This window comes from Streptomyces pinistramenti, from assembly GCF_020564935.1.
Taxonomy (GTDB): domain Bacteria; phylum Actinomycetota; class Actinomycetes; order Streptomycetales; family Streptomycetaceae; genus Streptomyces; species Streptomyces pinistramenti.
In genome coordinates this window covers 1-23,846 of the sequence record NZ_JAJCXB010000055.1, presented here as the reverse complement: position 1 = coordinate 23,846, position 23,846 = coordinate 1, and the positions used below count along the sequence as shown (strand labels likewise).

Here is a 23,846-nt window from a genome sequence, read left to right as displayed (position 1 = left end):
TCGCCGGGTCGATCGCCGGGTCAACTCGCCGGATCGGTCTTGCGGAAGCCGTCCTTCACCTGGGAGAAGACTTCCCGGTACTTCTCCCAGTCGGCGCTCGGCGCGGAGACGTAGATCGCGTACTCCTTGTTGCCCTCGCGGCCGAACCCGAGGTCGATGCCGTGGTATTCGCGCGCCCGCCCCTGGAAGGTGAACTCCCAGATCGCGGCAGGATCGCTCTGGAAAACGGTGTCCTGAAGCCGCTTGCGCACGTAGATCGGGTAGAGCTTCTTGAGGTCCGCCTCGACGTCCTTGAAGTGCTGCACCTGGTCGCCCGATGAGAAGTCCAGGACGCTGACCGTCAGCTGGGCGAGTTCGGCCTGCGAGATGTAGACGATCTGCCGACCGCCGTCCTTGACCTGACGCTTCCAGCCGTCGGGTACCGGGAACGAGACGCCGAGATCCTTCTCCTTGACGCGGTGCATCCCCTCGGGGAGGGGTGGCGGCGGCCCGATGCTGCTTGCCGGTGTGCCGGGCTGCACCGGGGCGGTGTTCCCTTCTGCCTGCGAGGAGCCGTCGTTGTGGTGCAGCGCGTACCAGGCGCCGCCCGCGCCGCCGCCGGCCACCAGCACGCCGACGGCGCTCCAGACCACGACGCGACCGCGGCGCTTACGGGGCGGCCGCGTCACGGCCACGACGCCCGTACGGTCGTTATCGGGCAGCCCGCCCGCGGCGCCTGCCCCGCCCACCGCCGCGGGGCCAACCGCCGCAGGGCCGAAGCCCGTTGCCGGGCCGGTACCTGTCGTGCCGACGCCCGGCGTCCCAGTGCCCGGCGCGCCGGCGCCCATGGGGGCGCCCGTCCCCGTGACGGTCCCCGTCCCCGTTCCGGCACCCGGGACCGCACCGGAGTACGCCCCCGTGCCGGCGCCCGTCCCCCTGGCCACGGACCCGCTGCCGGTGTCCGCCGGGGTGACCGGGTGGGTGAGGGCCTCGGACCCGGTGGCCTGGTCGGCCGCGCCACGGCTGACCGTGCCCAGGGCCAGCGTCGGCCAGCTGATCGGCGCCGTCTCCGCTTCCTCCTCGGCCGCCCGCAGGGCCTGTTCGGCGGCCTCGGACGTCGGCCGGTCGCCGGGCTCCTTCGCGAGCAGCGCCTCGATCAGCGGCGCCAGCGGCCCGGCGTTGCGCGGCGGGTCCAACGGGTCGACGGCGATGGAGTAGGCCGTCTCGACAGCGGTGGTCTTCCGGAACGGCGGCCTTCCCTCGACCGCCTGATAGAGCGTCGCCCCCAGCGCCCACAGGTCCGAAGCCGGCCCCGGAGTGCCGCCCTTGACCCGTTCGGGCGCCAAGTAGTCGATGGATCCCACCAGCTCGCCGGTCTTGGTGAGGGTGGAGGTGCCGCTGGCGACGGCGATCCCGAAGTCGGTGAGCACGACCCGGCCGTCCTCGCCGAGCAGGACGTTGCCCGGTTTGACGTCCCGGTGCAGCACGCCTGCCGAGTGGGCGGCCCGCAGCGCGGCGATCATGCCGCGGCCGATGCGGGCGGCTTCCCGGGGCGAGACCGAACTGTCCTCCCGGGCCGCCTCCTTGATGACGTCGCCGAGCGTCGACGACGGCACGTACTCCATGACGATGCACGGCAGCCCCTCGTCGTGGACGACGTCGTGCACGCCCACCACGTTGGGGTGATTGATGCGCGCCGCGGCCTGCGCCTCACGGGTGGTGCGCTCGTGGCGCATGGCCAGTTCGTCCGCTCCCAGCTGGGGCGAGACGTGCAGACGCTTGACGGCGACCTGACGCCCCAGGAGCTCATCCCGGGAGCGCCAGACGGTGCCCATACCGCCCTGGCCTATCCGCTCGACCAGGCGGTACCGCCCGGCGACCAGTCGCCCCTCGTCCACCGACGCCGCCTCCGTCACCGCACGCCCCTTCGGAAACCCGTACGTATCCAGGGCGCAACGATAGTCTCCGGGCTCGGCTTGTCGATCTCCGCCCGTCGCCCCAGGGCACGGGTTGGCATGGTCACGGGGCTCACCGGGGTGGATATGAGAACGCTCGGGTGATATCGGGGGTACTCAGGGCCGATCTCAGGGATCTGCCAGGGTTCCCACGGATGCCGGAGTTCCACCGCTCTTGTCACCATGGGTCCATGAACGATGCAGCCCCCGCCGAGGATCCGGCACCGCCCGGCGCCGACGGCACCACCCAGCCGCCGGCGCCGCTGCGCCGCAGCCGGCGGCACAAGGTGGTCGCCGGGGTCTGCGGCGGCCTCGGCCGGCAGTGGGATCTCGACCCGGTCATCTTCCGGATCGTGCTGGCCGTGCTCTCCGTCGCGGGCGGCCTCGGGCTGATCGTCTACGGCTTCGCCTGGCTGCTCATCCCGCTCGACGGCGAGGACGAGAACGAGGGCCGCAGGCTGCTCTCCGGCCGCGTCGAGGGATCGGCGCTGACCGCGCTGCTGTGCGCGCTGGCCGGCTGCGGCCTGTTCATGACGACGGTCGGCAAGGGCAGCGTCATGTCCTTCGCCATCATGCTGACGCTGGCGGTGGCCGGCTCCGCCTACTGGTCGCGCAAGCGCCACGCGGAGGGCGAGAGCCCGGAGTCGATGGACGCGGCGAGCGCCCAGGCCGTCGCCGACGCACCGCCCGAGACGAAGGCACCGCCCACGCCGAACGCCCCGTCCTGGTGGCGCGATGCGCGCCTCAAGGGGACGCCGGTCGGCGTGGACTATCTCTGGGGGCCCGAGCACCCCGGCATCGACATCACCTACGAATCCGAGCACGGCTCCGGCGCCAAAGCCGCCGGGCAGCGCGTCCCCGGGCCTGGGGACCGCGGCCCCGCCGGGCGCTCCGATGCGCCGCGGCGCAGGCCACGGGCGGGCCGCCGGATCGGTGGCTGGACGTTCCTGACGGCCCTGCTCGCCGGTACCGGCACCGCCCTCGCGGTCGCGCGGCACGACCACTTCGCCCAGGCGCTGCAGGCCGGGCTGGCGTGCTCGCTCGTCGTGTTCGGGCTGGCCCTGGTGCTGAGTGCCTGGGTGGGGCGCACCGGAGGCGGCACGGTGTTCATGGTCGTGCTGACGTCCGTCCTCCTGGCGGTGTCGACGGCGCTGCCCGACACCATCAGCCCCGACTGGCAGAACCGTCATTGGACCCCCACCAGCATCTCCGCCGTCCAGCGGCATTACGAACTCGGCTCCGGAGAAGGCAGGTTGGACCTCAGCGCTCTGCCCGTCAAGGACGGCCGCACGGTCCGTACCGGCGCGGAGGTGGGTGCGGGCCGCCTGGAGGTCAGGCTCCCCCCGCAGGTGGCGGCAACCGTGCGCATCTCGCTGGGGTTCGGCGACGTCCGGCTGCCGGGCGAGGCGGCCGACGACGTCCACATCTCGGCCGGTGCGCGGGACCTGACGGTCACCCTGCCCGCCAACGGCCTCAAGAAGGGCGAGAGGCCGCGCGGTTCCCTCGTCCTGGAGCTCCGGGTCGGCGTCGGCCAGGTGGATGTCCGCCGCACACCCCCGGCACCCGCCGCACACCCGGCGGCCGCTCCCGGCCTCGCCCCCCCGTCGGCGTCCAACGCCGGCATACCGTCCGCCACCGTGCCGTCCGGACCGCACCCCGGCTCGGCCACCCCGGCCCAGCAGGGAGGTCACCCGTGAAGCGCCATCCGTTCGAGCCGGCCCATCTGATCGTCGGCCTGACCGCCACGGCCGTCGGCACCGCATACGGTCTCGACGCCGTCGGCCTCTGGCACGCCCCCGGCCCCTGGCTCTTCCTCGCCATCCCCGCCGGACTCCTGGCCTCCGGCATCACCGCCGCCGCCTGGGCCATCGCCCGCCGAAGACACACGAGCGGCCGGCCGTAGAGCGGGGCGGCTGTGGCGGCCCCGGCCGGCCCACGGTGAGCCACAACGCCATCGGGATCAGGGCGCAGCCGGGCTCCGCGAGCCACGAGTCGCGGCGGCAGGCCGACGAGGATCCCGACGCACTGCCGCCCGTCAACTCGGCGACGCAGAAGGCGTAACCGAAGCCCACCGGACTCCTGAGCATCCGCCCGCCCACCGCGGTGGAGCTGCCGTGCCGCGGACCCGCCGCATCAGAACACCGAAGGCCGCCGCAGACCGCCGCCCGTTCCCCTGCCGCGGGCCGCCCACACGCGCCGGGCCCGTCAGGGAGGTGACACCGGGCACGGACACACCTTGCCGACAGGCACGCCACACCCACCACCCGGCATCACTCCTGCACCTCAATGACATACGCATCCGTCTCCACACCGGCCGCCGTGATGACCCGGACCTCCGCCCGGCCCGGTTCGACGTCGGCCGGTACCGGGACGGTCAGCGTTCCGTCCGCCGGATTGACGAAGCCTCCGGGCACCGGCACCAAGGGGACCGGCACATGCACCGCCCCGATCCGTACGACGACTTGGGCCAGTCGGTCCGGGGTCCGGGCGCCTGGCGGGAGGAAGCCGGCGCCGCGGATCTCGATGTCGTCGCCGGTGCGGACCGGTGCGGCGAGATCGCCCAGCTCCCGTGCGCGGACGACGGACAGGATGACCGGCCGGCCGCCCTCGGTGCACTTGCCCGCCAGGTAGCCGGCGGCGGACACGGCCACCAGGAGGACCGGGCCCCACGACAGCAGCAGGGCCTCGGGGGCGGCGGCCAGGGAGACCAGCGCGAACGCGGCCACCGCCGCGTTCACCACCAGGTACTGAGCATCGGCCAAGCTGCCCCGTCCCGCGTCGTCGGCCAGCAGGTCCACGGCACGGGGGCAGGCGGCGGCGGGCTTCTGCAGCCGCCCGGTGCGGACCCGCGCGCCGACCACGACGCGCGCCGTCACCGCGACCCCGTACACGACGGCCGGCACGAGCAATGCCGGTACGGCGAGCAGCAGTTCCTGCCCGGAGGACGCGCCCCGGCCCACCGACCACCCACCGCCCCCGAACCCAGCACCGGCGCCTACCCGCGCACCGGCACCACCCCCCGCCCCCTCCAGCAACACCCGCACCCCCGCCACCAGCACCGCATAGACCACGATCCCCAGCCACCCCGCCGCCACCGTCCGTGACGTGGACAGCCGCCGGTCCTCCCCCACGAGCGGCGCCAGCACGCCGCCGTGCGCGCGGTGCCGCCAGGCCGTCGCCGTCAGGCCGAGTGCCGCCACGACGGCGGCGATCAGCCCCGCCGTACGGTGCACGGTCCAGCCCGTCCCGATGGCCGTCAGCGCCTGCCCCAGCAGCAGTGCGGCGACGCCGCCCCACACCACGGCCAGGGTGCCGCGACGCACCGACACCAGCCAGCCGGTCTCCGTCCCGGCGCTCCGTTCGGCCAGCGCCTGTGCGGACAGGGACAGTTCGTCGGACACCCACTGCCGGGCGGCTCCCGCCGAGCGGGCGAGCCCGGCCGGCACCCCGCGGCCGGCGGCGAACTCCTCGCGCAGCGCCACGAACGCGGCGACCGCATGGCGGTGCCCGGCGCGGGCCCCCTGCGGGCACCGCCCGCACCGGCACCCGGCCCCCTCGTCCTCCGGCCCGCCCGGCGGCTCACCACCGAGCGCACCCGCCACCCCGCCCGCCGCATCAACCGCCACTTCACTACCGCCCGCCACACTCGCCACGACACTCGCGCCGACGCCCTCACCGGCCCCACCGGGGCATCGCATCCGCGTCCGCGGCGGCGCTCCCCGGCACCGGGCCTCGGCAGTGGCACCGTCGTCAACTTCTTTTCTCCGAAGGGGAATTGTGCCGCAGAAACCGGGGCGCACCGTCGAACGTCCAGCTGGTGGGCGGCGACGGCGCACACCGGGGCCTTGACGCCCCGACTCCGCCCCAGGTCAGAGCCCCGCCCCCGCGCCGACGCGCCCCCGGCTCACCCCAACTCCCCCACCGCGTCCGAACCTCCACGCCCCAAGGGCTTCAACACTCGCCCGCCACACCCGATACTTCGTCCCCCTGGCCGCCAACCGGTGACCGCTGACTCCTGACCCCTGCACGGTGGAGGTGGCCGAGTTGACGAAAGATCCGCTGATGTACCTCGCGCGCCGCGACGCGTACGCAGCCTTCCTCACCGCGAGCGACGCCGAAGGCGCGGTGATCTGGCGCCGCCTGGAAGGCCGTTACGACGACAAGGAGGCGGCACTGGCCGCGACGCGGGACTCGTACGCCGCGACCCAGGCCGCGTTCAACGTGGTCGACGTCGAGGGCGTGGGCCCCGTCGAACAGGCCAGGGCGCTGATGGAGCACCTGCGCGCGTTCCACCGGCTGAACGAGGTGCCGGACGCCGCCTGGAGCGCCTATACGGCCGCGCGCGCCGACTTCGTGACCGCCGCCCGCGCGTTCCTCGCCCGCAATTAGCCCTGCATCGACAGCAACCAGACCCGCAGCCAGACCCGCAGCCAGACCGGTGATCGGCCCCGCCATCAGATGACTGGCCCGAGGCCGTACCCGCCCCGCCTACCCCCGCTCGCTCCCGCCGCTGAGCAGTTCCACGCCGCGCAGCAGCGCCGAGTGGTCCAGGGCGCCGTCTCCGCGGGCCACCGCCGAGGCGATCAGCTGGGCCGCGAGCGCACCGGCGGGCAGCGGGACGCCGGCCGCGCGGGCGGCGTCGGTGACGATGCCCATGTCCTTGTGGTGCAGCTCCAGCTTGAAGCCGGGGGTGAACTCCCGGTGGCGGAAGTTGTCCTTCTTGCGGGCCAGCACCGCGGAGCCGGCCAGCCCGCCGCCCAGGACGTCCAGTGCCGCCTCCAGGTCGACGCCGGACTTCTCCAGGAAGACCACGGCTTCGGCGACGGCCTGGAGGTTGACCGCGACGATCAGCTGGTTGGCGGCCTTGACGGTCTGGCCCGCGCCGTGCGGACCGCAGTGCACCACCGTCGTACCGACCGCGTCGAAGAGCGGCCGCGCGGCATCGAAATCGGCCCGCTCGCCGCCGACCATGATCGACAGCACCCCTTCGACGGCACCCGCCTCACCGCCCGACACCGGCGCGTCCAGCACCCGTACGCCCCTGCCCGCCGCGGCCTTCGCCAGCTCGACGGAGGTCTGCGGCGTGATCGAGGAGTGGTCGATCAGCAGCGCGCCCGCGCCGGCGTTCTCCAGGATGCCGTCCGGTCCGTACGCCACGGCCTCGACCTGCGGGGATGCCGGAACCATGGTGATCACGACGTCCGCTCCGCGCACCGCGTCGGCGATCGAGTCCGCTGCCCGGCCGCCCGCCGCGACCAGCGCGTCCGCCCGCCCTGGGCTGCGGTTCCAGCCGCGCACGTCATGCCCGGCCCTGGCGAGGTTCACCGCCATCGGGCCGCCCATGATGCCGAGGCCGATGAATCCGATCGTGCTCATGCCGCGCCACTCCTCACTCGCCGCGAAGAATCTTCACCATTCCTTCCGAATAGTGGATTCATAATGCCATCATGCGGAATCCGCCATCCAGGGTCATCATGCGACGCGACACCCCTCCCGTCAATCGCCGCCCGCCACCCACGGGAACGCACCGTCGCTCTTCCCTCCGAACGCACCGACGCCGCCGCTCCGGGAAGAGCGACGGCGTCGGCGTCAGGCTGTGGGGAGGACCGGCGGATCGGCGGGCCGGTTCAGCGGGTCACTCCCACTCGATGGTGCCCGGCGGCTTGCTCGTGACGTCGAGGACGACGCGGTTGACGTCGGCGACCTCGTTGGTGATGCGGGTGGAGATCCGCGCCAGCACGTCGTACGGCATCCGCGTCCAGTCCGCGGTCATCGCGTCCTCGGACGAGACCGGGCGCAGCACGATCGGGTGGCCGTAGGTGCGGCCGTCGCCCTGGACGCCGACCGAGCGGACGTCGGCGAGCAGCACGACGGGGCACTGCCAGATCTCGCGGTCGAGACCGGCCGCGGTCAGCTCATCGCGGGCGATGGCGTCGGCCTCGCGCAGCAGGTCGAGCCGCTCCTTGGTGACCTCGCCGACGATCCGGATGCCCAGGCCGGGGCCGGGGAACGGCTGGCGCTGGACGATGGCGTCGGGCAGCCCCAGCTCGGAGCCGACCATCCGCACCTCGTCCTTGAAGAGCTGCCGCAGCGGCTCGACCAGCTCGAACTCGATGTCGTCCGGCAGGCCGCCGACGTTGTGGTGCGACTTGATGTTCGCGGTGCCCGTGCCGCCGCCGGACTCGACGATGTCCGGGTAGAGCGTGCCCTGGACCAGGAACGCGACTTCCTCGCCCTCGGCACCGGCCTCGGCGACCAGCTCGGCCTGGGCCTGCTCGAAGACGCGGATGAACTCGCGCCCGATGATCTTCCGCTTCTCCTCGGGTTCGCTGACCCCGGCGAGCGCGGACAGGAAGCGGGCCTCGGCGTCGACGACCTTCAGCTGCACGCCGGTCGCGGCCACGAAGTCCTTCTCGACCTGCTCGGACTCCCCCTTGCGCATCAGCCCGTGGTCGACGTAGACGCAGGTCAGCTGGTCGCCGATGGCCTTCTGCACGAGGGCGGCGGCGACCGCGGAGTCCACGCCGCCGGACAGCCCGCAGATCGCCCGCTTGGTGCCGACCTGCGCACGGATCGCGGCGACCTGCTCCTCGACGACGCTGCGGGTGGTCCAGTTCGGCTCGATGCCGGCGCCGCGGTAGAGGAAGTGCTCCAGGACCTGCTGGCCGTGCGTGGAGTGCATGACCTCGGGGTGGTACTGGACGCCGTAGAGCTTCTTCTCGTCGTTCTCGAAGGCGGCGACCGGCACGACGTCCGTGGACGCGGTGACGGAGAAGCCCTCGGGGGCGGCGGAGCAGGCGTCGCCGTGCGACATCCACACCGACTGCTCGGCGGGGGTGCCCTCGAAGAGGGTGGAGGCGGGGCGGGAGACGGTCAGCGGGGTGCCGCCGTACTCGCGTGCGCCGGTGTTGTCGACGGTGCCGCCGAGGGTGGTGGCCATCAGCTGGAAGCCATAGCACATGCCGAAGACCGGGACACCGGCCTCGAACAGGGCACGGTCGACGCTGGGGGCGCCTTCGGCGTAGACCGACGAGGGGCCGCCGGAGAGGATGATCGCCGCGGGGTTCTTCGCGAGCATCTCGGCCACCGGCATGGTGGACGGGACGACCTCGCTGTAGACCCGGGCCTCGCGGACGCGGCGGGCGATGAGCTGGGCGTACTGCGCGCCGAAGTCGACTACGAGGACGACGTCCGGGGCGGCGGCAGGGGGTGCTGATGGCACTTCGGCGGCCTTCCGGCGGTGTGGAGCAGGGGTTGGACTTTCGATTCTAACGGGCTCATACTGAGCGCCATGTCCAAGCAGCTGACCTTCGTCTTTACCTATGGCACCGGCCCGGCCGGCTGCCATGGACGTGCTGCTTGATCCACCACTGACAAGCGACTTCCCAGGCGCCCCGGGCCGACCAGGCCCGGGGCGCCTGCGTTGTCCGGGCCGGCGATCGGCTCCGGGGTCCGCACACCCCAGGAGATACGCAATGAGCACGGACATCGGCACCGTCACCACCACCCCCGGCACCGTCGTCCCGGCGGCCGAGACCGGCGCCCGCACCCCCGAGGCGGTCGGCGTGATCACCGACGCCCGCGGCCGGATCGACGACCTCGACGGCCGGATCATCGGCCTCGTGCAGGAACGGATGGCCGTATCGGCCGTCATCCAGCGCGAGCGCATCGAGTCCGGCGGGCGCCGGGTGAGCCTCTCCCGCGAGATGGAGATCCTCGACCACTACCGCGGCCAGCTGGGCAAGCCCGGCACCGCGCTGGCGATGACGCTCCTGGAGCTGTCCCGCGGACAGATCTGACCGTCCTCGCACCGCCCCTGGGACGGTCCTCGCGGGGGCGGCGGAACAGCGCGGCGGCGGGGCGCGCAGCGGCCGCACGCGCCGGGCGCAGCGGCCGGATCTGAGTTCGGGTGGCCTCTCACCCGTACGGCGCGTGACCGGCCGCTGAACGGCTTCGTTGTTCCCGGTGCCACGCCAGCCAGGCGCGGCCTGCAGGACTACGCGTAGACGCCGCCCCACGGGCGGACTGCCGGAGCGATGAGACGCCGGCCGCTTGCCGCGGCACGCGTCGTGGGACCTCGCCCCGGTGCTGTGACCGGTCAGCAGGGGACAGCAGCCCGGTCGCATCCGATGGGGTGGTCGGTCCTGGGGACGCCCGGGACCGACCGCATCCGTCGAAACGGTTGCGCCGCACGAGGCGCATCCAGCACGATGCTTGACGAAGCATCCAGCCCGTCCGGTGTGGGCATCGCCACTGCCATGGGCTCCACCACTGGCCCCGTCGACTCGTCCCGCACACCCTGCTCGACCCGCGCGCTTCGTACGAGTGCGACGCGCACCCCAAGCCAGCGGCGCTACCCCCCCCCCAGCGCCGCCCCTCGGTGCCGGCGCTGCCCTGACGCCGGCACCGAAAGCCAAGGGCCCCGTGGCCGTCCGCACCCCCCCCTCGCGGACGGCGTACCGGGGCCCTTCGCTCTGTCCGGGGCACGACGAGGGCCGGGTCAGGATCCGCTCGTCGGCTCGTCCTTGGGCGGGACCGCAGGTACGGGCAGGAACGGCAGGTTCAGCGCGCCGAATGCCTCCTGGGGGACGGCGGGGCTGACCGGCCGGACCGGGGTGAGCCGCTGGTATGCCGCTCCCTGGGGCGGCCGTGGGTCCGTCTCGCCCTTGTTCGGCCAGAACGACATCGCGCGCTCGGCCTGCGCCGTGATCGTCAGGGACGGGTTGACGCCCAGGTTGGCGGAGACCGCGGCGCCGTCGACGACCGAGATGCCCGGGTACCCGTAGAGGCGGTGGTAAGGGTCGATGACGCCGTGTGCCGCGTCCTCGCCGATCGGGCAGCCGCCCAGGAAGTGCGCGGTCAGCGGGGTGCCCATCAGCTCGCCGACGTTGCTGCCGGGGAAACCGTTGATCTCGCCGGCGATGACCGTGGCCGCTTCGTACGCCTCCGGGATCTGCTCGGGGTTGGGTGCGCCGTGGCCCTGCCGGGCGGTGAGCAGGCCCTTGCCCACGCCGCCCGGTTTCCGGTACGTCGTCAGGGAGTTGTCGAGCGACTGCATGACGAGGCCGATGATGGTCTTCTCGGACCAGCGGTGGTTGGAGACCGAGCGGGCCAGCTGGACCGGGTGCCGCGCGCACCGCCTCGCCCAGGCCAGGGCGCGCCTGCCGCGGCGGGCGGCGAGCGGTACCTGGAGGATCGACATGGACCCCATCGCGTTGGAGCCCTTGCCGTAACGCACCGGTTCGATATGGGTGTTGGCGTTGGGGTGGATCGACGAGGTGATGGCGACGCCGCGGGTGAAGTCGGCCTTGGTGCCGTACTTCTTGCGGTAGCGCCGGTCGCTGGTCTGCGCGCCCACCAGCGCCTCGGAGTTGGTGCGGGTCAGCTCGCCGAGCTTCGCCGAGATGCCGGACAGCAGTCCGCTGTCCTTCATCCTGTGCAGCAGCGTCTGGGTGCCGTAGGTACCGGCGGCGATGACGACCTTGCGGGCGGTGAAGGTGCGGGCCCTGCCCTTGCGCTTGTTGTCGGTGGGGAGGGTGGCGAGGGCGAAGCCGCCACGGGAGTCATCGGTGACGGTGACGACCGAGGTCATCGGGTGGATGACGGCGCCGGCCTGCTCGGCGAGGTGGAGGTAGTTCTCGTTGAGGGTGTTCTTGGCGCCGTGCCGGCAGCCGGTCATGCACTCGCCGCACTCCGTGCACGCCGTACGGGCCGGGCCCCTGCCGCCGAAGTACGGGTCGGGGACCTCGCCGCCCGGCGCCGCCTTCGCGCTCCCGTTCTGCTCGTCCCCGGCGACGGCGTCCCGTCCGTCGCCGAAGAAGACGCCGACCGGCGCGCGGTGGAAGGAGTCGCCGACGCCCATCTTCTCGGCGGCGGCCTTGAGGTGGATGTCGGACGGCGTCATCGTCGGGTTGAGCCGGACTCCCAGCATGCGCCTGGCCTGGTCGTAGTAGGGCGTCAACTCCGCGTGCCAGTCGGTGATGTGGCCCCACTGCGGGTCGTCGAAGAAGGCTTGCGGGGGCACGTAGAGGGTGTTGGCGTAGTTGAGGGAGCCGCCGCCGACGCCGGCGCCCGCGAGGACCATGACGTTGCCGAGCAGATGGACGCGCTGGATGCCGTAGCAGCCGAGGGCCGGCGCCCACAGGTAGTTGCGGAGGTCCCAGGAGTTCTTCGGCAGCGTCTGCCGGGTGAAGCGGCGGCCGGCTTCGAGCACGCCGACGCGGTAGCCCTTTTCGGACAGCCGCAGGGCGGAGACCGCACCGCCGAAGCCGGAGCCGACGATCAGGACGTCGTAGTCGTAGGCGCGGTTCTCGTCGTGGTCCCTTCGCTGCTCCGGGGCCTGGTTTCGGGCAGAGTTCTCCTGCGGCACTGGCTCTCCTGAGTTCTCGGTGGGCTCGGTCCCCGGCCTCTCGGCGCCGCCGGTCAGCGCAGCCGGAAAGCCTTCATCGCGCGCAGGCTGCGGTTCATGAACCGGGCGTACTTCTCGTCGGTCATGCCGAAGGACGGGGCGAGCGGCATCAGCCGCTGGTGGGCGACGGTCTGCGCCTCGGTGTACTTGAGGATGCCCTCCGAACCGTGGCGGCGGCCGAGGCCCGATTCGCCCATGCCGCCCATCGGCGACTGGGCGCTGCCGTACCCGGCGGCGTAGGACTCGTTGACGTTGACCGTGCCGGTGCGCAGCCGGGCGGCGAGGGCGCGGCCGCGGCGGCCGTCCTTGGTCCAGACGCTCGCGTTCAGGCCGTAGGGCGTGGCGTTGGCGAGGGCGACCGCTTCGTCCTCGTCGCTGAAGCGGTAGAGGGAGACGACGGGGCCGAAGGTCTCCTCGGCGCAGACCGACATCGGGGCCTGGACGCCGTCGAGGATGGTCGGCTCGTAGAAGTAGGGGCCGATGTCGGGGCGCGCGCGCCCGCCCGCGACCACTTCGGCGCCCTTGGCGACGGCATCGTCGACGTGCCGGCTGACGGCCGCCAGCTGGCGGGCGCCGGCCAGCGAGCCCATGTCGGCGCCGTAGGCAAGGGAGTTGCCGAGCCGCATGGCCTTGGTGCGGGCGGCGAAGCGCTGGACGAAGTCATCGGCGACGGACTCGTGGACGTAGAGCCGCTCGATGGCGATGCACAGCTGGCCCGCGGAGGAGTAGCAGCCGCGGACGGCTCCGGACGCGGCCTTCTCCACGTCGGCGTCGTGCAGCACCACCATGGCGTTCTTGCCGCCGAGTTCGAGCGAGACGCCGACGAGCCGGGCCGCCGCGCCCTGGGCGACCTCGCGTCCGGTGCGGGTCGAGCCGGTGAAGGAGACGTAGTCGGCGTGCTGGACGACGGCGGGGCCGACGACCGGGCCCTCGCCGATCACGACCTGCCAGACGTCCTCCGGAAGCCCGGCCTCGATCAGCTGCTCACGGGCCCACAGCGCGGTCAGCGCGGTCTCCGTGTCGGGCTTCATGACCAGCGCGTTGCCCGCGACGAAGGCCGGCAGGGCATCGCCGACGGACAGTTCGAACGGGTAGTTCCACGGGGCGATCTGGCCCACCACTCCGCGGGGCTGGCGGAGTTCGGTGACCTTGGTCAGGGTCGGCACGACGCCGGTGTGGCCCTTGGGCCTGAGGTAGGCGGGGCCCTTGCGTCCGTAGTGACGGGCGGCGACGGCGACGGCCTGCACCTCTTCGTGGGCGTGCAGCCTGGCCTTGCCGGTCTCCAGCTGGATGAGGTCGAGGACCTCGGCCTGGCGGCGCAGCACCAGGTCGTGGAAGCGGAGCAGGACCGCGGCCCGCTGCTTGACCGGGACCTTCGCCCAGCGCTCCTGCGCGGCGCGGGCCCGCTCGAAGGCGGTGGCGACGTCCTCGGGCGTGGACTCGGGCAGGTCCGCCAGCTTCTCGCCGGTGAACGGCGCGTGGTTGGCGGTGCGGCCGCTGCCGACCACACCACGGGTGAGGCGGGCCGCCACCTCGGGGGTGACCACGTCGGCCGCGGTACGGGTGCCGGGCGCGGCGGGCATGACCGGGTTGCCGTCGGCAGGCGCCACCGGGGGCTCGGCGGGCGCCGTGGCTATGGAGGCTCCGGGGGCGTCGGCGGGCGTTTCGGCGGCGGGGGATGCGGCTGTTCCGGTGTCCTGCGAGTCCGTCATGTCGGCGAGGGTATTCCTCCCCGGGCACTTTGTGTACCCGGCGGTAACAGGTTTTGGCCCACGGGGCAGTTCGCGCCAGCGTTTGCTGGCCACATCGCCCCTCGTCAGCGACGATACCGGCCGGATCGGCGGCGGTCAGGAAGCGGCGGGAGGCGCACGCCGACGGCGGATCAGCGGGCCGTGCGCACCCCGTCGAGGCGCAGGCTCTCGCGCGCGCCACGGAACACCGCGAGGCCGTCGCGTTCGGCCACCGCCCTCTTCGGCATCTCCACGTACAGGTCGTAGGAGCCACCCCGGGTGGCGATGAGCAGTTGCCGCCGCCGGGTCTTGGTGCGGCTCTGCGAATCGGAGGTGTACGTGGTGTCCAGCAGCACCGCTCCATGGCCGTGGAACCGGGTCCTGGCGGCGTGCACCTCTGCGTCCGGCCAGTAGCCCTTCAGCTTCGCGGTATGCCGTGCCGCCCACGCGGAGAGCCGCCGCGGGCGCGCCGCGTACGAGGTCAGGCGCAGCCGGTTGGTGTCCTCGCCCGGCACGACGTACTCGACGATCCGGCTGCCGCGGCGGCGGTAGACGGCGTCCTGGTCGTCGTGCACGACGGTGCGGTACGCGGTCGGGACGGCCAGCCGCGCCTTCAGCTTCCGCTCGTGGCGGACCTTCCAGTCGAGGACCATCGGGGCGTCCGGAGTCGGCGTGCCGGGGCCGGTTTCGGTACCGGTGGGCGGCGCCGGCCGGTGCGAGGTCCCGGGGGCGGCCTGCCGTGGCTGCGCCGCGAACGGGCCCGCGAGCCCGAGCAGCGCCCCCGCCGCGGCCGCCGCCACCATGCCGCCCAGGGCCGCCACGACGAGGCGTCCACGGCGGGTCAGGCGGGTGCGGCGGCCGTGGCGGCCCGGCCTGCTCCCCTCCCCCGAATGCGTCATGGCCGCATCATGCCAGCCCCGGATGACGGCTCAGCGCCGCCCGCTGCCGCCGCCCGGGGCGAGGCGTTGGAAGGTGTCGATCGCGGTGTCGAAGTGACGTTTGGCCGCGGCGCGTTGGCCGACCGGGGCGGAGATCGAGACGTCGTACATTTTGCCGTCCTCGTCCCAGCTGAGGTCGTAGGTGTGCCGCGGACCGCCGTCCTTCGGGCCGCCGTCCCAGACGAACTCCCAGAGTGCGGCGGGGAATCCGTTGTGCGTGGTCTCGGTGACCTCGCCCGCGCGGTAGCCGGGGTAGTGGGCGGGGCCGTGCGCGTCGGCGGTCCGCAGCTGTCCGAGCGGGCCGTCCGCCTTCTGCTTCCGGGCCTGGATGCCGAGCCGGAAGCGTCGTCCGGCGGAGCAGTAGGAGACCCGCGGCTTCTCGTAGGAGCGGGTGAAGCCTTCGGGTACGGCGAGGGCGAAACCCTGCGGGTCGCTGACGATGCTGTAGCCATCGGGCGCCCTGACGGTGGGGCGGGGCGGGCCGCCGGGGGTCGATGCCGGGCGGGTGCCGGGCGCCGACGGGGAGTGCCCGGCGTCGTCGATGTTCACGAGGAGGGCGACGATGCCGGTCACCGAACCGAAGAGCACGACCGCCGCGAGCGCCACGAGCAGGACGGTGCGGGTACGGCCGGTGTGCGGGCGGGCCGCGGCGGCCAGCGCGCGGTCGGCGAGGGTGCCGGGGAGCGGAACTCCTGGTGCGCGGCGCCCTGTTCGGCCTCCGGAGCGCCTGGAGAGGGCGCGGCGGCGGGTGGCGTACTCGCCGTCCGGCGGGGTGCTGCCCGGGGGTGCGTGGCCGGGCGGGGGCGGGGTGAAGGGCGGGCCGCCCACCAGGGGGCGGGCACTCGCCGGGGTGCGGCCGCTCGGCGTTTCCTCGCTGGGCGGATGGCCGCTCGGCAGGCTGTCGTACGGGCCGTCGTGCAACGGGCTGTGCGAGCCGGGGCCTGCGGCCGGGGCGTCGGGGTGCGTGCCGGCCGGGCCGGGGGAGGTGGCCGGGGCCGGGGCGTCGTCGTCATCGGAGCTTCGGCCGGAGGTGGCCCCGCCATGGGGGCCGCCGGGATTTCCGGGTCCGCCCGGTGGGCTCGCGCTCGCCGCGGCGGCCGCTCCCGGGCCTGGGGTGCCGGGGCCGTGCCCCCATAAAACCCCGAGGCCGTGGCCGTGGCCGTGGCCATGTCCGCGTTCCGGGGCCCGGCCCGAGTGCAGGTAGCCGCGGAGCAGGCGGTCGGTCTCGGCTGCGTCGAGGCGCTGTGCGGGGTCGCGTTCCAGCAGGCCGCGGACGACGGCGAGCAGCGGGCGGGCCGCCTCGGGGATGTCGATCTCGTCGTGGACGACGGCGTGCAGGACGCCGCCCAACGAGTCGCGGCGGAACGGGGATTCGCCGCTGAGGGCGGCGCACAGCAGGACGCCGAGCGACCACAGGTCCGCTTCGGGGCCCGTGCCGTGGCCCGCCATCCGCTCGGGTGCGGTGTATTCCGGCGAGCCGACGAAGCCGCCCGCCTCGGTCAGCGTCGTCACCCCGGGCACCTGGGCGATGCCGAAGTCGGTGAGCACGATCCGTCCGGTGCCGGACTCCACCAGGACGTTGGCGGGTTTGACGTCGCGGTGCAGCACGCCGCGGGAGTGGGCGGTGCGCAGCGCGCCCAGCAGGGCGACGCCGATCCTGGCCGCCTCGCGCGGCGCCACGGGCCCGCCTGCGGACAGCCGGTCGGCCAGCGAGGGGCCTTCCACCAGCTCCATGACGATCCACGGCCGGCCGTCCTGCTCGACGACGTCGTGCACGACCACCACGTTGGGGTGCTTGATCCCGGCGACCGTACGGGCCTCGCGCATCGCCCGGTCCCGCTGCACCTGCGCCTCCGGATCGCTCACCCCGTCGTCCAAGTGCAGCTCTTTCACGGCCACTTGACGGCCGAGCAGTTCATCGGCCGCGCGCCACACCGTGCCCATGCCGCCGCGCCCCAGCCGCTGGGCCAGGCGGTAGCGGCCCGCGATCAGCCGGCCCTCACCCCCGAAGCTCCCCATACAGCCATCTTGCCCCACCAGCTCCTGCCGTGACCCGGGTTGGCCGCACCCCGCACCCGCACCCCGCACCCGTTCCCCGTCCCGCTCGCGCCCCACCACCGTTCCACTCCCGTCCCAGCGCCGTTCCGCGCCCTCCCGCCACCGTTCCGAGCCCGTCCCCTTCCGTTCCGTTTCCGCGCCGCTGCCTCCCACTTCCCGCCCTGCGGCGTCCCGTTCACGTCCCGCCGCGCCCCGCTCGCGTCCCACCGCCGTCCCGCTTGTGTCCCGTTCCGGTCGCGGACGACACACGGGAGGGAACCTCCACCGCCACTCCTACCGTCCTTGACACAGTGATGCTGCGGTACGGGACGGTCCGGTACCCGGCCGGTGCGGGCAGAGCGGGGGTCGCGGTCATGGTGATGCAGGACGGTGGTGCGGTGGACGTCCGCCCGGGGCCCGACGCGGGACGCGCGGCCCCCGAACACCGCGGCGGCTATCTCGCGGCCGGCCTGAGCCTGGCCCTGTACGGCCTCACGCTGACGGCCTGGACACTGAGCGACTTCGTCCAAGGGGACGGCAGCGTCTGGGATTTCGTCGAGGAGCTGTTCAACCCGCGCGGGGCCGGCCAGGTGCCGATGCTCGGCCCGTACGAATGGGCGCTCGCCGTCGCGTTCCTGGCCGTCGCCGGGCTCATGCTGGCCCAGCGGCGGATGGCCAGGTCCGCCGCGATGCTGCTCGCGTTCGTGCTGCTGGCAATCGCGTTGCGTGAGGGTGTGGGCCTGTTCGACGCCGACTACCGCCACCAGTGCGGCTCCGATCCGCTCGGCGGCTGGCTGCTGGCGACCCGCGGTATCGGCCTGCTGACGGCGCTGGTCGTCCTGGGCGCGCTGCTCCCGGCAGGCGGGCGCCGCGGACGCCCCGCCGACGCCCCGCCGCCCGTCTGCGACTACGTGGACGGGGGCCCCGGATCGGACGACGGCCTCGGGCCGGTCACGGACGAGGGCCCCGGCATGTGGCGGCGTCGGCCTTCGCGGATCTGCGGCGTGCTGTTCCTGGTGCTGGGGCTCGCCCAGCTGGCGTGGCTGGTGCAGGGCCTGCTGCCGCCCACCACGGAACCGGGCCGGTATCTGCGCGGAACGGTCGACGCCTCGGCCTTCGGCGCCCTGCACATCGCCGCCACCATCGAGTTCACCACCCCGGGCACGGTGCTCGCCCTGCTGGTGCTCGGGGCGCTCGCCTACCGGGGACGCCGGGATGTGCGGGGCGCCCTGCTGCTGTTCGCCGCGGTGCAGCTCTATCTGACGGTGCGGGACGTGGTGGGGCTGGCGGTGACGGATTTCTTCAACCGGTCGCTGGAGACGACGACGGGCGCGCTGTCGCTGGCGACGACGGCGTACGGCCTGGCGGCGATGACGTCGGTGGTGGTGCTGTCCACCGGGCGGTGCGGGCCGTACGGCGGCGCCCGGGGCGAGGCGCTCCGGGCCGCGGCCACGGGGCGCTTCGGCAGCCGGTGAGCGGCCCGCCGGCCCCGTGCGCACACGCCAGTGACGGCCGTCGCGTGTGGGGGTCGCGGCGGCCGTCACTGTGAACTGCAACGCGTAGGGGGCTTGTGGCCTCGTCAGTGGTGCAGCATGAGAGGCACTCTGCCCGTGAGTGTCACCGGGGGGCATCGTCCGCAGGTCGCGGGCGCACCCCCGCCGGTCGGCGGGGGTGCGGGGCCGCCGGAGGGCGGGCCGGCCCCGGGAGGCGGGCGGAGGCGGGCGGGGCAGGGTGGCTCCGCTCGCCCCGGAACGGTGCGATGAGAAGGGGGCGGCCGGTGATCCGTGTCGCTGTGGTGGACGATGAGCGGCTCGTCAGGTCCGGGCTGCGGATGATTCTGGGGACCGCCCCGGACATCGAGATGGTCGCGGACTGCAGCGGCGCCGACGCCGTCGGGACGGTGCGCAGCAGCGGGGCCGATGTCGTCCTGCTCGACATCCGGATGCCGGACGTGGACGGCCTGACCGTGCTGCGCCGGCTGCGCGCGGCCGATGCACCGCCGGCCGTCGCGATGCTGACCACCTTCGACGCCCAGGAGTACCTGACCGCGGCGCTGCGCGAGGGTGCGGCCGGTTTCCTGCTCAAGGACTCCGACCCGGAGCAGCTCGTACGCGCCGTGCGCACTCTGGCGGCGGGCGGCAGCGTGCTGGACCCCGGTGTCACCCGGGCGGTGATCGGCGGCTATCTGACGGCCGAGGACCAGGCGGCCGCCGCGCAGGCCGTACGCGGCCTGACGCCACGGGAGTCGGAGGTGCTCGCGCTGCTCGGCGAGGGGCTCGGCAACGCCCAGATCGCGGACCGGATCGGGCTGGCGTCCAGCACCGTCAAGGACCATGTCCGTGCACTGCTGGCGAAGTTGGGCGGGATCAACCGCATCCAGGCCGCGATCGTCGCCGACCGTGCCGGGCTGGTCTCCGGGATACCCCGAGGGACGTGCTGACGATGGCCGGCCCGGGGGCTCCGGAGGCCGCGCCCTGGCCGCGGATACTCGGCACCGGCCGCGCGGGGCGGTGGCTGCGGCGGGCCGGCCCGGTGGCGGTCCCGGTGCTGCTCGCCGTCGTCGATGCGCTGCTCGTCAACGGTCTCGAACTCCTCCTGGAACTGGCCGTGTCGCTGGTCGCCGCCACCGCGCTGCTGCTGCGCCGCCGCTTCCCGCTGCTGGTTTTCCTCTTCACGCTCCCCGGGCTCTACATCGGCTACATCTGGTTCGCGCCGATGATCGCGCTCTACACGCTCGCCGCGCGACGGCCGGGCCGGGCGCGGCTCGGCGTGTGCGCGGCGCTGCTGATCGCGGCGCACTTCTTCCCGTATCCGATGTCGGACCTCGAACCGACCGCGTACCGCGAGAACACGCTGGTGCTGATCGACGCCTGTGTCACCTGCGCGGCGCCGATCGCGCTGGGGCTGCTGGTCCGCACCCGCCGTGAGCTGGCCGTACGCGTCGAAGACCTGACCCGCAGCCTGCGCCGCGAGGACCGGCTGCTGGCCGACCGGGTACAGGCCACCGAACGCGCCAGACTGGCCCGTGAGATGCACGACGTGGTGGCCCACCAGGTCAGCCTGATCAGCCTCCAGGCGGGCGCCGTGCAGGTCAGCACCGGCGACGAGGCGGCCCGCGCGGGCGCCAGGACGATACGGGAACTGTCCGTGCGCACCCTGGAGGAGCTGCGGCACATGGTAGGGGTGCTGCGGGCGGCCGGCGGTACGGAGGAGTCCGGCGGGCCGGCGCCGCAGCCCGATCTGGCCGAACTGCCGCGGCTGATCGAGATGAGCGGGCTTGAGGTGACGTACGAGGGCGGTGTGGTGGCGGGTTCGGGTGGTGCGCGCGGCGCGAAGACCGTGGAGCGGGCGGCGTTCCGTACGGTCCAGGAGGCGCTGACGAACGTCCGCAAGCACGCGCCGGGGGCGCGGGTGCGGGTGCGGGTGGACCCGGTGGAGGACGCGGGCCCGGTGGAGGCGGATACGGCGGGCGATCCGGGGCCGGGCGGTCTGCGGGTGGAGATCCGTAACGGGCCGCCGGACGAGAAGGCGACGGCGCCCGCGCTGCCCGGGGGCGGGCACGGCCTGGTGGGGCTGCGCGAACGGGCCCAGAGCCTCGGCGGGACGCTGGAGACGCGGCACACGTCCGATGGCGGCTTCGTCGTACGGGCGGAATTCCCGTACGGGACGGGGTGAATCCGGCGGCGGGGTGTCCGGGCGGGTCAGGCGGAGAGCGGCGCGGCGGCCTCGTCCACGGCGGTGTGCAGGTCGGGGTAGACCTCGAAGAGCCGGCGGACGCCGAGCGCCGCGAGCACGCGGTTGACGTGGGAGCCGTCGACGGCACCCTGGGCGGGGAGGATCAGCCGCAGCCGGCCCTGGCACGACCGCATCAGGCGGCGCGCGGCGATCAGTACGCCGACCCCGCTGGAGTCGCAGAACCGCACGTCGGAGAGGTCGAGCACGAGACTGCGCCGGCCGTCGGCCACCGCGTCGTGCACGTGCTGGCGCACCGCGGGCGAGGTGACCAGGTCCATTTCGCCGGACACCTGGAGTACGGCCCACCGGCCCTGTTCGTCTTCTGCGACCTTCAACGACACGCGCTCGAAGCCTTTCGCTCGCTTTCGGACCGGATGCCCCCGGAGATACCCGGAACTCACCCTTCCCCGGCTCGACTGCCCGGCCTCTCTCCCCTGAAACACCGCGGATGCTGGGCGCACTGGGCCGATCTCCCATAAGGCTATGCCCAGGGCCAGGTCGCCCTTTGCCAGAATTCGGTCACACCCGGATAACGCATTGCTCAATTGCGACAGGAACGATCCGCATCGATCTCCCAGGAACGGGCATTACCACCGCAAAGTGACGACTCCCTTACCATCAGCGCCCGCCCACCGGAGGGGTTTGCCGTAAAGGAGCATGCGTTGTCGGACCCTCGGACTACATTCGATGGCACGGCCGGGGCACGGCTGACCCCGCGGGTGCGGAGTCGGCCGTGTGACGGCGGCAACAGCGGTGACCGACAGGGAGGGGGTCCGATGGGAAAGGACGCACCGCCGCGCTGGGACAAGCGGATGCAACAGCGGCTCGCTCGCGGTGAGGCGGCCGCGCTGGGCGAGCTGTACGACCGCTTCGCCTCTCTGGTGCACAGCCTCGCCCACCGCGTCCTGGCCGACGAGGACGCCGCCGACCGCATCACCCGCGAGGTCTTCGGCTACATCTGGGAGAACCCCGACTCCTACGACCCCAAGCAGGGCTCGCTGCGCTCCTGGGTCGCCACGCTCACCCAGCACCAGGCCGTACTCCGGCTGCGCCAGGCCGAGGCCGAGACGGCCCGTGGCGGCGGCGCCGACGCCCCCGAACCAGCAGAGATAGAGCAGAAGATCCGCGAAGCCTCCACGGCCGCCCGCGCCGACTACATCGTCACGTCCATGCCCGCGCCGCTGCGCGACGCCCTGGAGCTGGCCTACTTCCAGCGCCGTAACTACCGCCAGACCGCGGCCGATCTCGGCGTCACGGAGGACGAGGCGCGGCGCAGGCTCCGGCTCGGCCTGCAGCTGCTGTCGACGGCCCACAACCACCAGGCACTCCCGCCGGGACCGCCGCGCGCCGCCCTGCCCGCACCGTCGTCCCGCCCGTCCCGGCCGCCGCACCCCCACGCCACCCCGTGCCCGCCCCGCACGGCACCGCACCCCGGTCCCGGCAGCACCCCGCCGCCCGGCTCAGGCCCTGGACGGTCACTGTGAACGGCCCGGAGGAGTGCGACGGCTACGGCCAGGAGGAATCGGACCGTACGCATCCAGGCGAGGCGCGCGAGGACGCCCGGGACACCGGCGATGACCACGAGACGCACGGCGGCCGCGAGACGCACGCCCCGCAGTGGCCCGGCACACCGGGCCGCCCCGGCGACGGCCCGTACCCGTCCGGTGGCCGCGGCGCACCGGGTCCTGCCGCCCGGCCGCGGATACCGGCACCCCGCACGGCCGCCGAGGACCACGGCCCGCTGCCCGACCTGCCGCCCCCGTCCGGCCCCGCTCCCGGGGCCCCCGAAGCGGCGGCGCAGCCCGGGACCGCCGGACCGCAGGGCGACACCCCCCGGCCGCCCGGTGATGCCGCCCGCCCGCAGACCGATGCGGCCGGGGCCGGGCACCCGCGAGAGGCCGACACTGCGCCCGTGGAGTCCGAATTGCCGCACCGGGTACTGAAATCACTGCTCGGGGCCTGGGCGCTGGCCGCATGCTCGACCGAGGAGACCACGGCGGTCGAGGCGCACCTCACGGACTGCGCCTCCTGCGCCGACGAGGCACTGCGGCTGCGCAACGCCGTCGGCCTGCTGCATCCCGCCGACAACCTCGACCTCGATCCGCTGCTGCGCTCGCGGGTCCTGGAAGGCTGCCTGGGCCGCCGCCCGGCCCGTATACCCGTCCCCGAGTGGGCGGCTCCGTACGACGCGGAGACCGCCAAACTCGACGCGCTGCTGCGGGACATGGGCGAGGCCGAGTGGCGGGCGCCGGTGCGGCTGCGCTGGTTCGACGGCGAACGGCCGGTGAACCGTAAGACCACGGTCGCCGGGGTGATCGGGCATCTGATGGCGGTCGACGGCCTGGTCGCCACGGCGCTCGGTCTCGCCGACCCGCTCGGCGCCGCCGTCTCTCCGGGCCGGGTGGGGCCCACCGACCGCACCCACGCCTTCTGGCGGACGGTGGACGGGCACCCCGCCCCGCAGGACACCCGCGAACCCTGGCGCGAGCAGAGCCACGCCCTGATCAGAACGGCGTCCTTCGCCGGCCGCAGGACGAGCGAACTGGCCGTCTCCTACGGCGAGTTCGGGCTCCCGCTGCGGGACGCGTTCCTGGACCGGGCCTTCGAGTGCTGGGTGCACGCGGGCGACATCGCGGAGGCGGTGGACTATCCGTACCGCGTCCCGGCCGCCGGGCACCTGCACGACCTCGTCGATCTCGCGGCCCGGCTGCTGCCCAGCGCGCTGGCCGACCGCCGGCGCGCCGGTCTCGCGGCGCCGCCGCAGCGGCTGGTCGAGGCGGGCGCCCCGGGCCGCACGCTCCATCTGGAGGTCGAGGGTGACGGCGGCGGGCACTGGTACATAGCGCTGGACTCCCCCGCAGCGCTGGGCACGCCGGACCGCACCGTCGCCCATATCGCACTGGACGGCGCCGAGTTCTGCCAACTGGCGGCGGGGCACATCTCTCCGGAGGAGGCCGCGGCGGGCCAGCACGGCGAGCGCGAGGCCATCCGGGACGTGCTCTTCGCGACCGCGTCCCTGTCCCGGCTCTGAACCGCCCGGGGCCGTCTGCCGTCCCGCCGGGCC

At 73.7% G+C, this 23,846-nt stretch carries 17 protein-coding genes and 1 pseudogene; 9 read left to right on the top strand and 9 right to left on the bottom strand.

The genetic code is table 11. The features are described from left to right. Positions 1-20 precede the first annotated feature (20 nt). The gene (locus LIU39_RS28140; protein WP_227049721.1) at positions 21-1,895 is read right to left on the bottom strand and encodes a serine/threonine-protein kinase; all 1,875 of its coding nucleotides are present in this window, start codon (positions 1,893-1,895) and stop codon (positions 21-23) included. A gap of 230 nt (positions 1,896-2,125) precedes the next feature. Between LIU39_RS28140 and LIU39_RS28135 the strand changes: the two genes are divergently transcribed. Together LIU39_RS28135 and LIU39_RS28130 are read left to right on the top strand one after the other, a co-directional pair. Continuing rightward, positions 2,126-3,631: a PspC domain-containing protein gene (locus tag LIU39_RS28135; protein WP_227049720.1), complete on the top strand. Its 1,506-nt coding sequence runs from the start codon at positions 2,126-2,128 to the stop codon at positions 3,629-3,631. Beyond that, on the top strand, positions 3,628-3,837 hold the full coding sequence (locus LIU39_RS28130) for a hypothetical protein (RefSeq protein WP_227049719.1): 210 nt from the start codon (positions 3,628-3,630) through the stop codon (positions 3,835-3,837). The genes LIU39_RS28135 and LIU39_RS28130 overlap by 4 nt, the downstream gene beginning before the upstream one ends. Before the next feature lie 367 nt (positions 3,838-4,204). Here the strand turns inward: LIU39_RS28130 and LIU39_RS28125 are convergent, their stop codons facing one another. Beyond that, complete coding sequence (locus LIU39_RS28125; protein ID WP_227049740.1) at positions 4,205-5,536, bottom strand: hypothetical protein; 1,332 nt, start codon at positions 5,534-5,536, stop codon at positions 4,205-4,207. A 442-nt stretch (positions 5,537-5,978) separates the two neighbouring features. On the opposite strand from LIU39_RS28125, the gene LIU39_RS28120 reads away from it, so the two are divergent. After that, positions 5,979-6,323 (top strand): hypothetical protein, encoded by a 345-nt coding sequence (locus LIU39_RS28120; protein WP_227049718.1) that lies wholly within the window; start codon positions 5,979-5,981, stop codon positions 6,321-6,323. A gap of 99 nt (positions 6,324-6,422) precedes the next feature. On the opposite strand, the gene LIU39_RS28115 is transcribed toward LIU39_RS28120, so the two are convergent. Together LIU39_RS28115 and guaA are read right to left on the bottom strand one after the other, a co-directional pair. Next, positions 6,423-7,310: a 2-hydroxy-3-oxopropionate reductase gene (locus tag LIU39_RS28115; RefSeq protein ID WP_227049717.1), complete on the bottom strand. Its 888-nt coding sequence runs from the start codon at positions 7,308-7,310 to the stop codon at positions 6,423-6,425. Positions 7,311-7,569: 259 nt separating this feature from the next. After that, positions 7,570-9,156, bottom strand: a complete 1,587-nt coding sequence (guaA, locus tag LIU39_RS28110) for a glutamine-hydrolyzing GMP synthase (protein WP_227049716.1) — start codon at positions 9,154-9,156, stop codon at positions 7,570-7,572. Between the two features lie 253 nt (positions 9,157-9,409). Between guaA and LIU39_RS28105 the strand changes: the two genes are divergently transcribed. After that, complete coding sequence (locus tag LIU39_RS28105) at positions 9,410-9,733, top strand: chorismate mutase (protein ID WP_227049715.1); 324 nt, start codon at positions 9,410-9,412, stop codon at positions 9,731-9,733. 701 nt (positions 9,734-10,434) lie between these two features. Here LIU39_RS28105 and LIU39_RS28100 read toward each other — a convergent pair. The 4 genes from LIU39_RS28100 to LIU39_RS28085 form a co-directional block, all read right to left on the bottom strand. After that, entirely contained in the window at positions 10,435-12,303 is a 1,869-nt protein-coding gene (locus tag LIU39_RS28100; protein ID WP_372464072.1) for a GMC family oxidoreductase N-terminal domain-containing protein, read from the bottom strand. Positions 12,304-12,356: 53 nt separating this feature from the next. Further along, on the bottom strand, positions 12,357-14,054 hold the full coding sequence (locus tag LIU39_RS28095; RefSeq protein WP_227049714.1) for a succinic semialdehyde dehydrogenase: 1,698 nt from the start codon (positions 14,052-14,054) through the stop codon (positions 12,357-12,359). A gap of 170 nt (positions 14,055-14,224) precedes the next feature. Beyond that, positions 14,225-14,971, bottom strand: a complete 747-nt coding sequence (locus LIU39_RS28090) for a hypothetical protein (protein WP_227049713.1) — start codon at positions 14,969-14,971, stop codon at positions 14,225-14,227. A gap of 30 nt (positions 14,972-15,001) precedes the next feature. Beyond that, on the bottom strand, positions 15,002-17,029 hold the full coding sequence (locus tag LIU39_RS28085) for a serine/threonine-protein kinase (protein WP_227049712.1): 2,028 nt from the start codon (positions 17,027-17,029) through the stop codon (positions 15,002-15,004). Positions 17,030-17,361: 332 nt separating this feature from the next. Between LIU39_RS28085 and LIU39_RS28080 the strand changes: the two genes are divergently transcribed. From LIU39_RS28080 to LIU39_RS28070, 3 genes are all read left to right on the top strand, one after another. Continuing rightward, positions 17,362-18,522: a hypothetical protein gene (locus LIU39_RS28080; RefSeq protein ID WP_227049711.1), complete on the top strand. Its 1,161-nt coding sequence runs from the start codon at positions 17,362-17,364 to the stop codon at positions 18,520-18,522. A gap of 302 nt (positions 18,523-18,824) precedes the next feature. Beyond that, positions 18,825-19,487: a response regulator gene (locus LIU39_RS28075; protein WP_227049710.1), complete on the top strand. Its 663-nt coding sequence runs from the start codon at positions 18,825-18,827 to the stop codon at positions 19,485-19,487. Positions 19,488-19,489: 2 nt separating this feature from the next. Continuing rightward, complete coding sequence (locus tag LIU39_RS28070; protein ID WP_227049738.1) at positions 19,490-20,722, top strand: sensor histidine kinase; 1,233 nt, start codon at positions 19,490-19,492, stop codon at positions 20,720-20,722. A gap of 26 nt (positions 20,723-20,748) precedes the next feature. Here LIU39_RS28070 and LIU39_RS28065 read toward each other — a convergent pair whose 3' ends face one another. Further along, positions 20,749-21,123 (bottom strand): STAS domain-containing protein, encoded by a 375-nt coding sequence (locus LIU39_RS28065; protein WP_227049709.1) that lies wholly within the window; start codon positions 21,121-21,123, stop codon positions 20,749-20,751. A gap of 435 nt (positions 21,124-21,558) precedes the next feature. Between LIU39_RS28065 and LIU39_RS28060 the strand changes: the two are divergent. Together LIU39_RS28060 and LIU39_RS28055 are read left to right on the top strand one after the other, a co-directional pair. Next, a pseudogene (locus LIU39_RS28060) lies at positions 21,559-22,131 on the top strand (sigma-70 family RNA polymerase sigma factor); the annotation flags it as partial. Positions 22,132-22,484: 353 nt separating this feature from the next. After that, complete coding sequence (locus LIU39_RS28055; RefSeq protein WP_227049737.1) at positions 22,485-23,813, top strand: zf-HC2 domain-containing protein; 1,329 nt, start codon at positions 22,485-22,487, stop codon at positions 23,811-23,813. Positions 23,814-23,846 lie beyond the last annotated feature (33 nt).

Excerpts from the sequence above, each read along its gene's own strand:
- LIU39_RS28135 (WP_227049720.1), top strand. The coding sequence starts at position 2,126 with ATGAACGATGCAGCCCCCGCCGAGGATCCGGCACCGCCCGGCGCCGAC.
- LIU39_RS28115 (WP_227049717.1), bottom strand. The coding sequence starts at position 7,310 with ATGAGCACGATCGGATTCATCGGCCTCGGCATCATGGGCGGCCCGATG.
- LIU39_RS28105 (WP_227049715.1), top strand. The coding sequence starts at position 9,410 with ATGAGCACGGACATCGGCACCGTCACCACCACCCCCGGCACCGTCGTC.
- LIU39_RS28095 (WP_227049714.1), bottom strand. The coding sequence starts at position 14,054 with ATGACGGACTCGCAGGACACCGGAACAGCCGCATCCCCCGCCGCCGAA.
- LIU39_RS28090 (WP_227049713.1), bottom strand. The coding sequence starts at position 14,971 with ATGACGCATTCGGGGGAGGGGAGCAGGCCGGGCCGCCACGGCCGCCGC.
- LIU39_RS28085 (WP_227049712.1), bottom strand. The coding sequence starts at position 17,029 with ATGGGGAGCTTCGGGGGTGAGGGCCGGCTGATCGCGGGCCGCTACCGC.
- LIU39_RS28080 (WP_227049711.1), top strand. The coding sequence starts at position 17,362 with ATGCTGCGGTACGGGACGGTCCGGTACCCGGCCGGTGCGGGCAGAGCG.
- LIU39_RS28070 (WP_227049738.1), top strand. The coding sequence starts at position 19,490 with ATGGCCGGCCCGGGGGCTCCGGAGGCCGCGCCCTGGCCGCGGATACTC.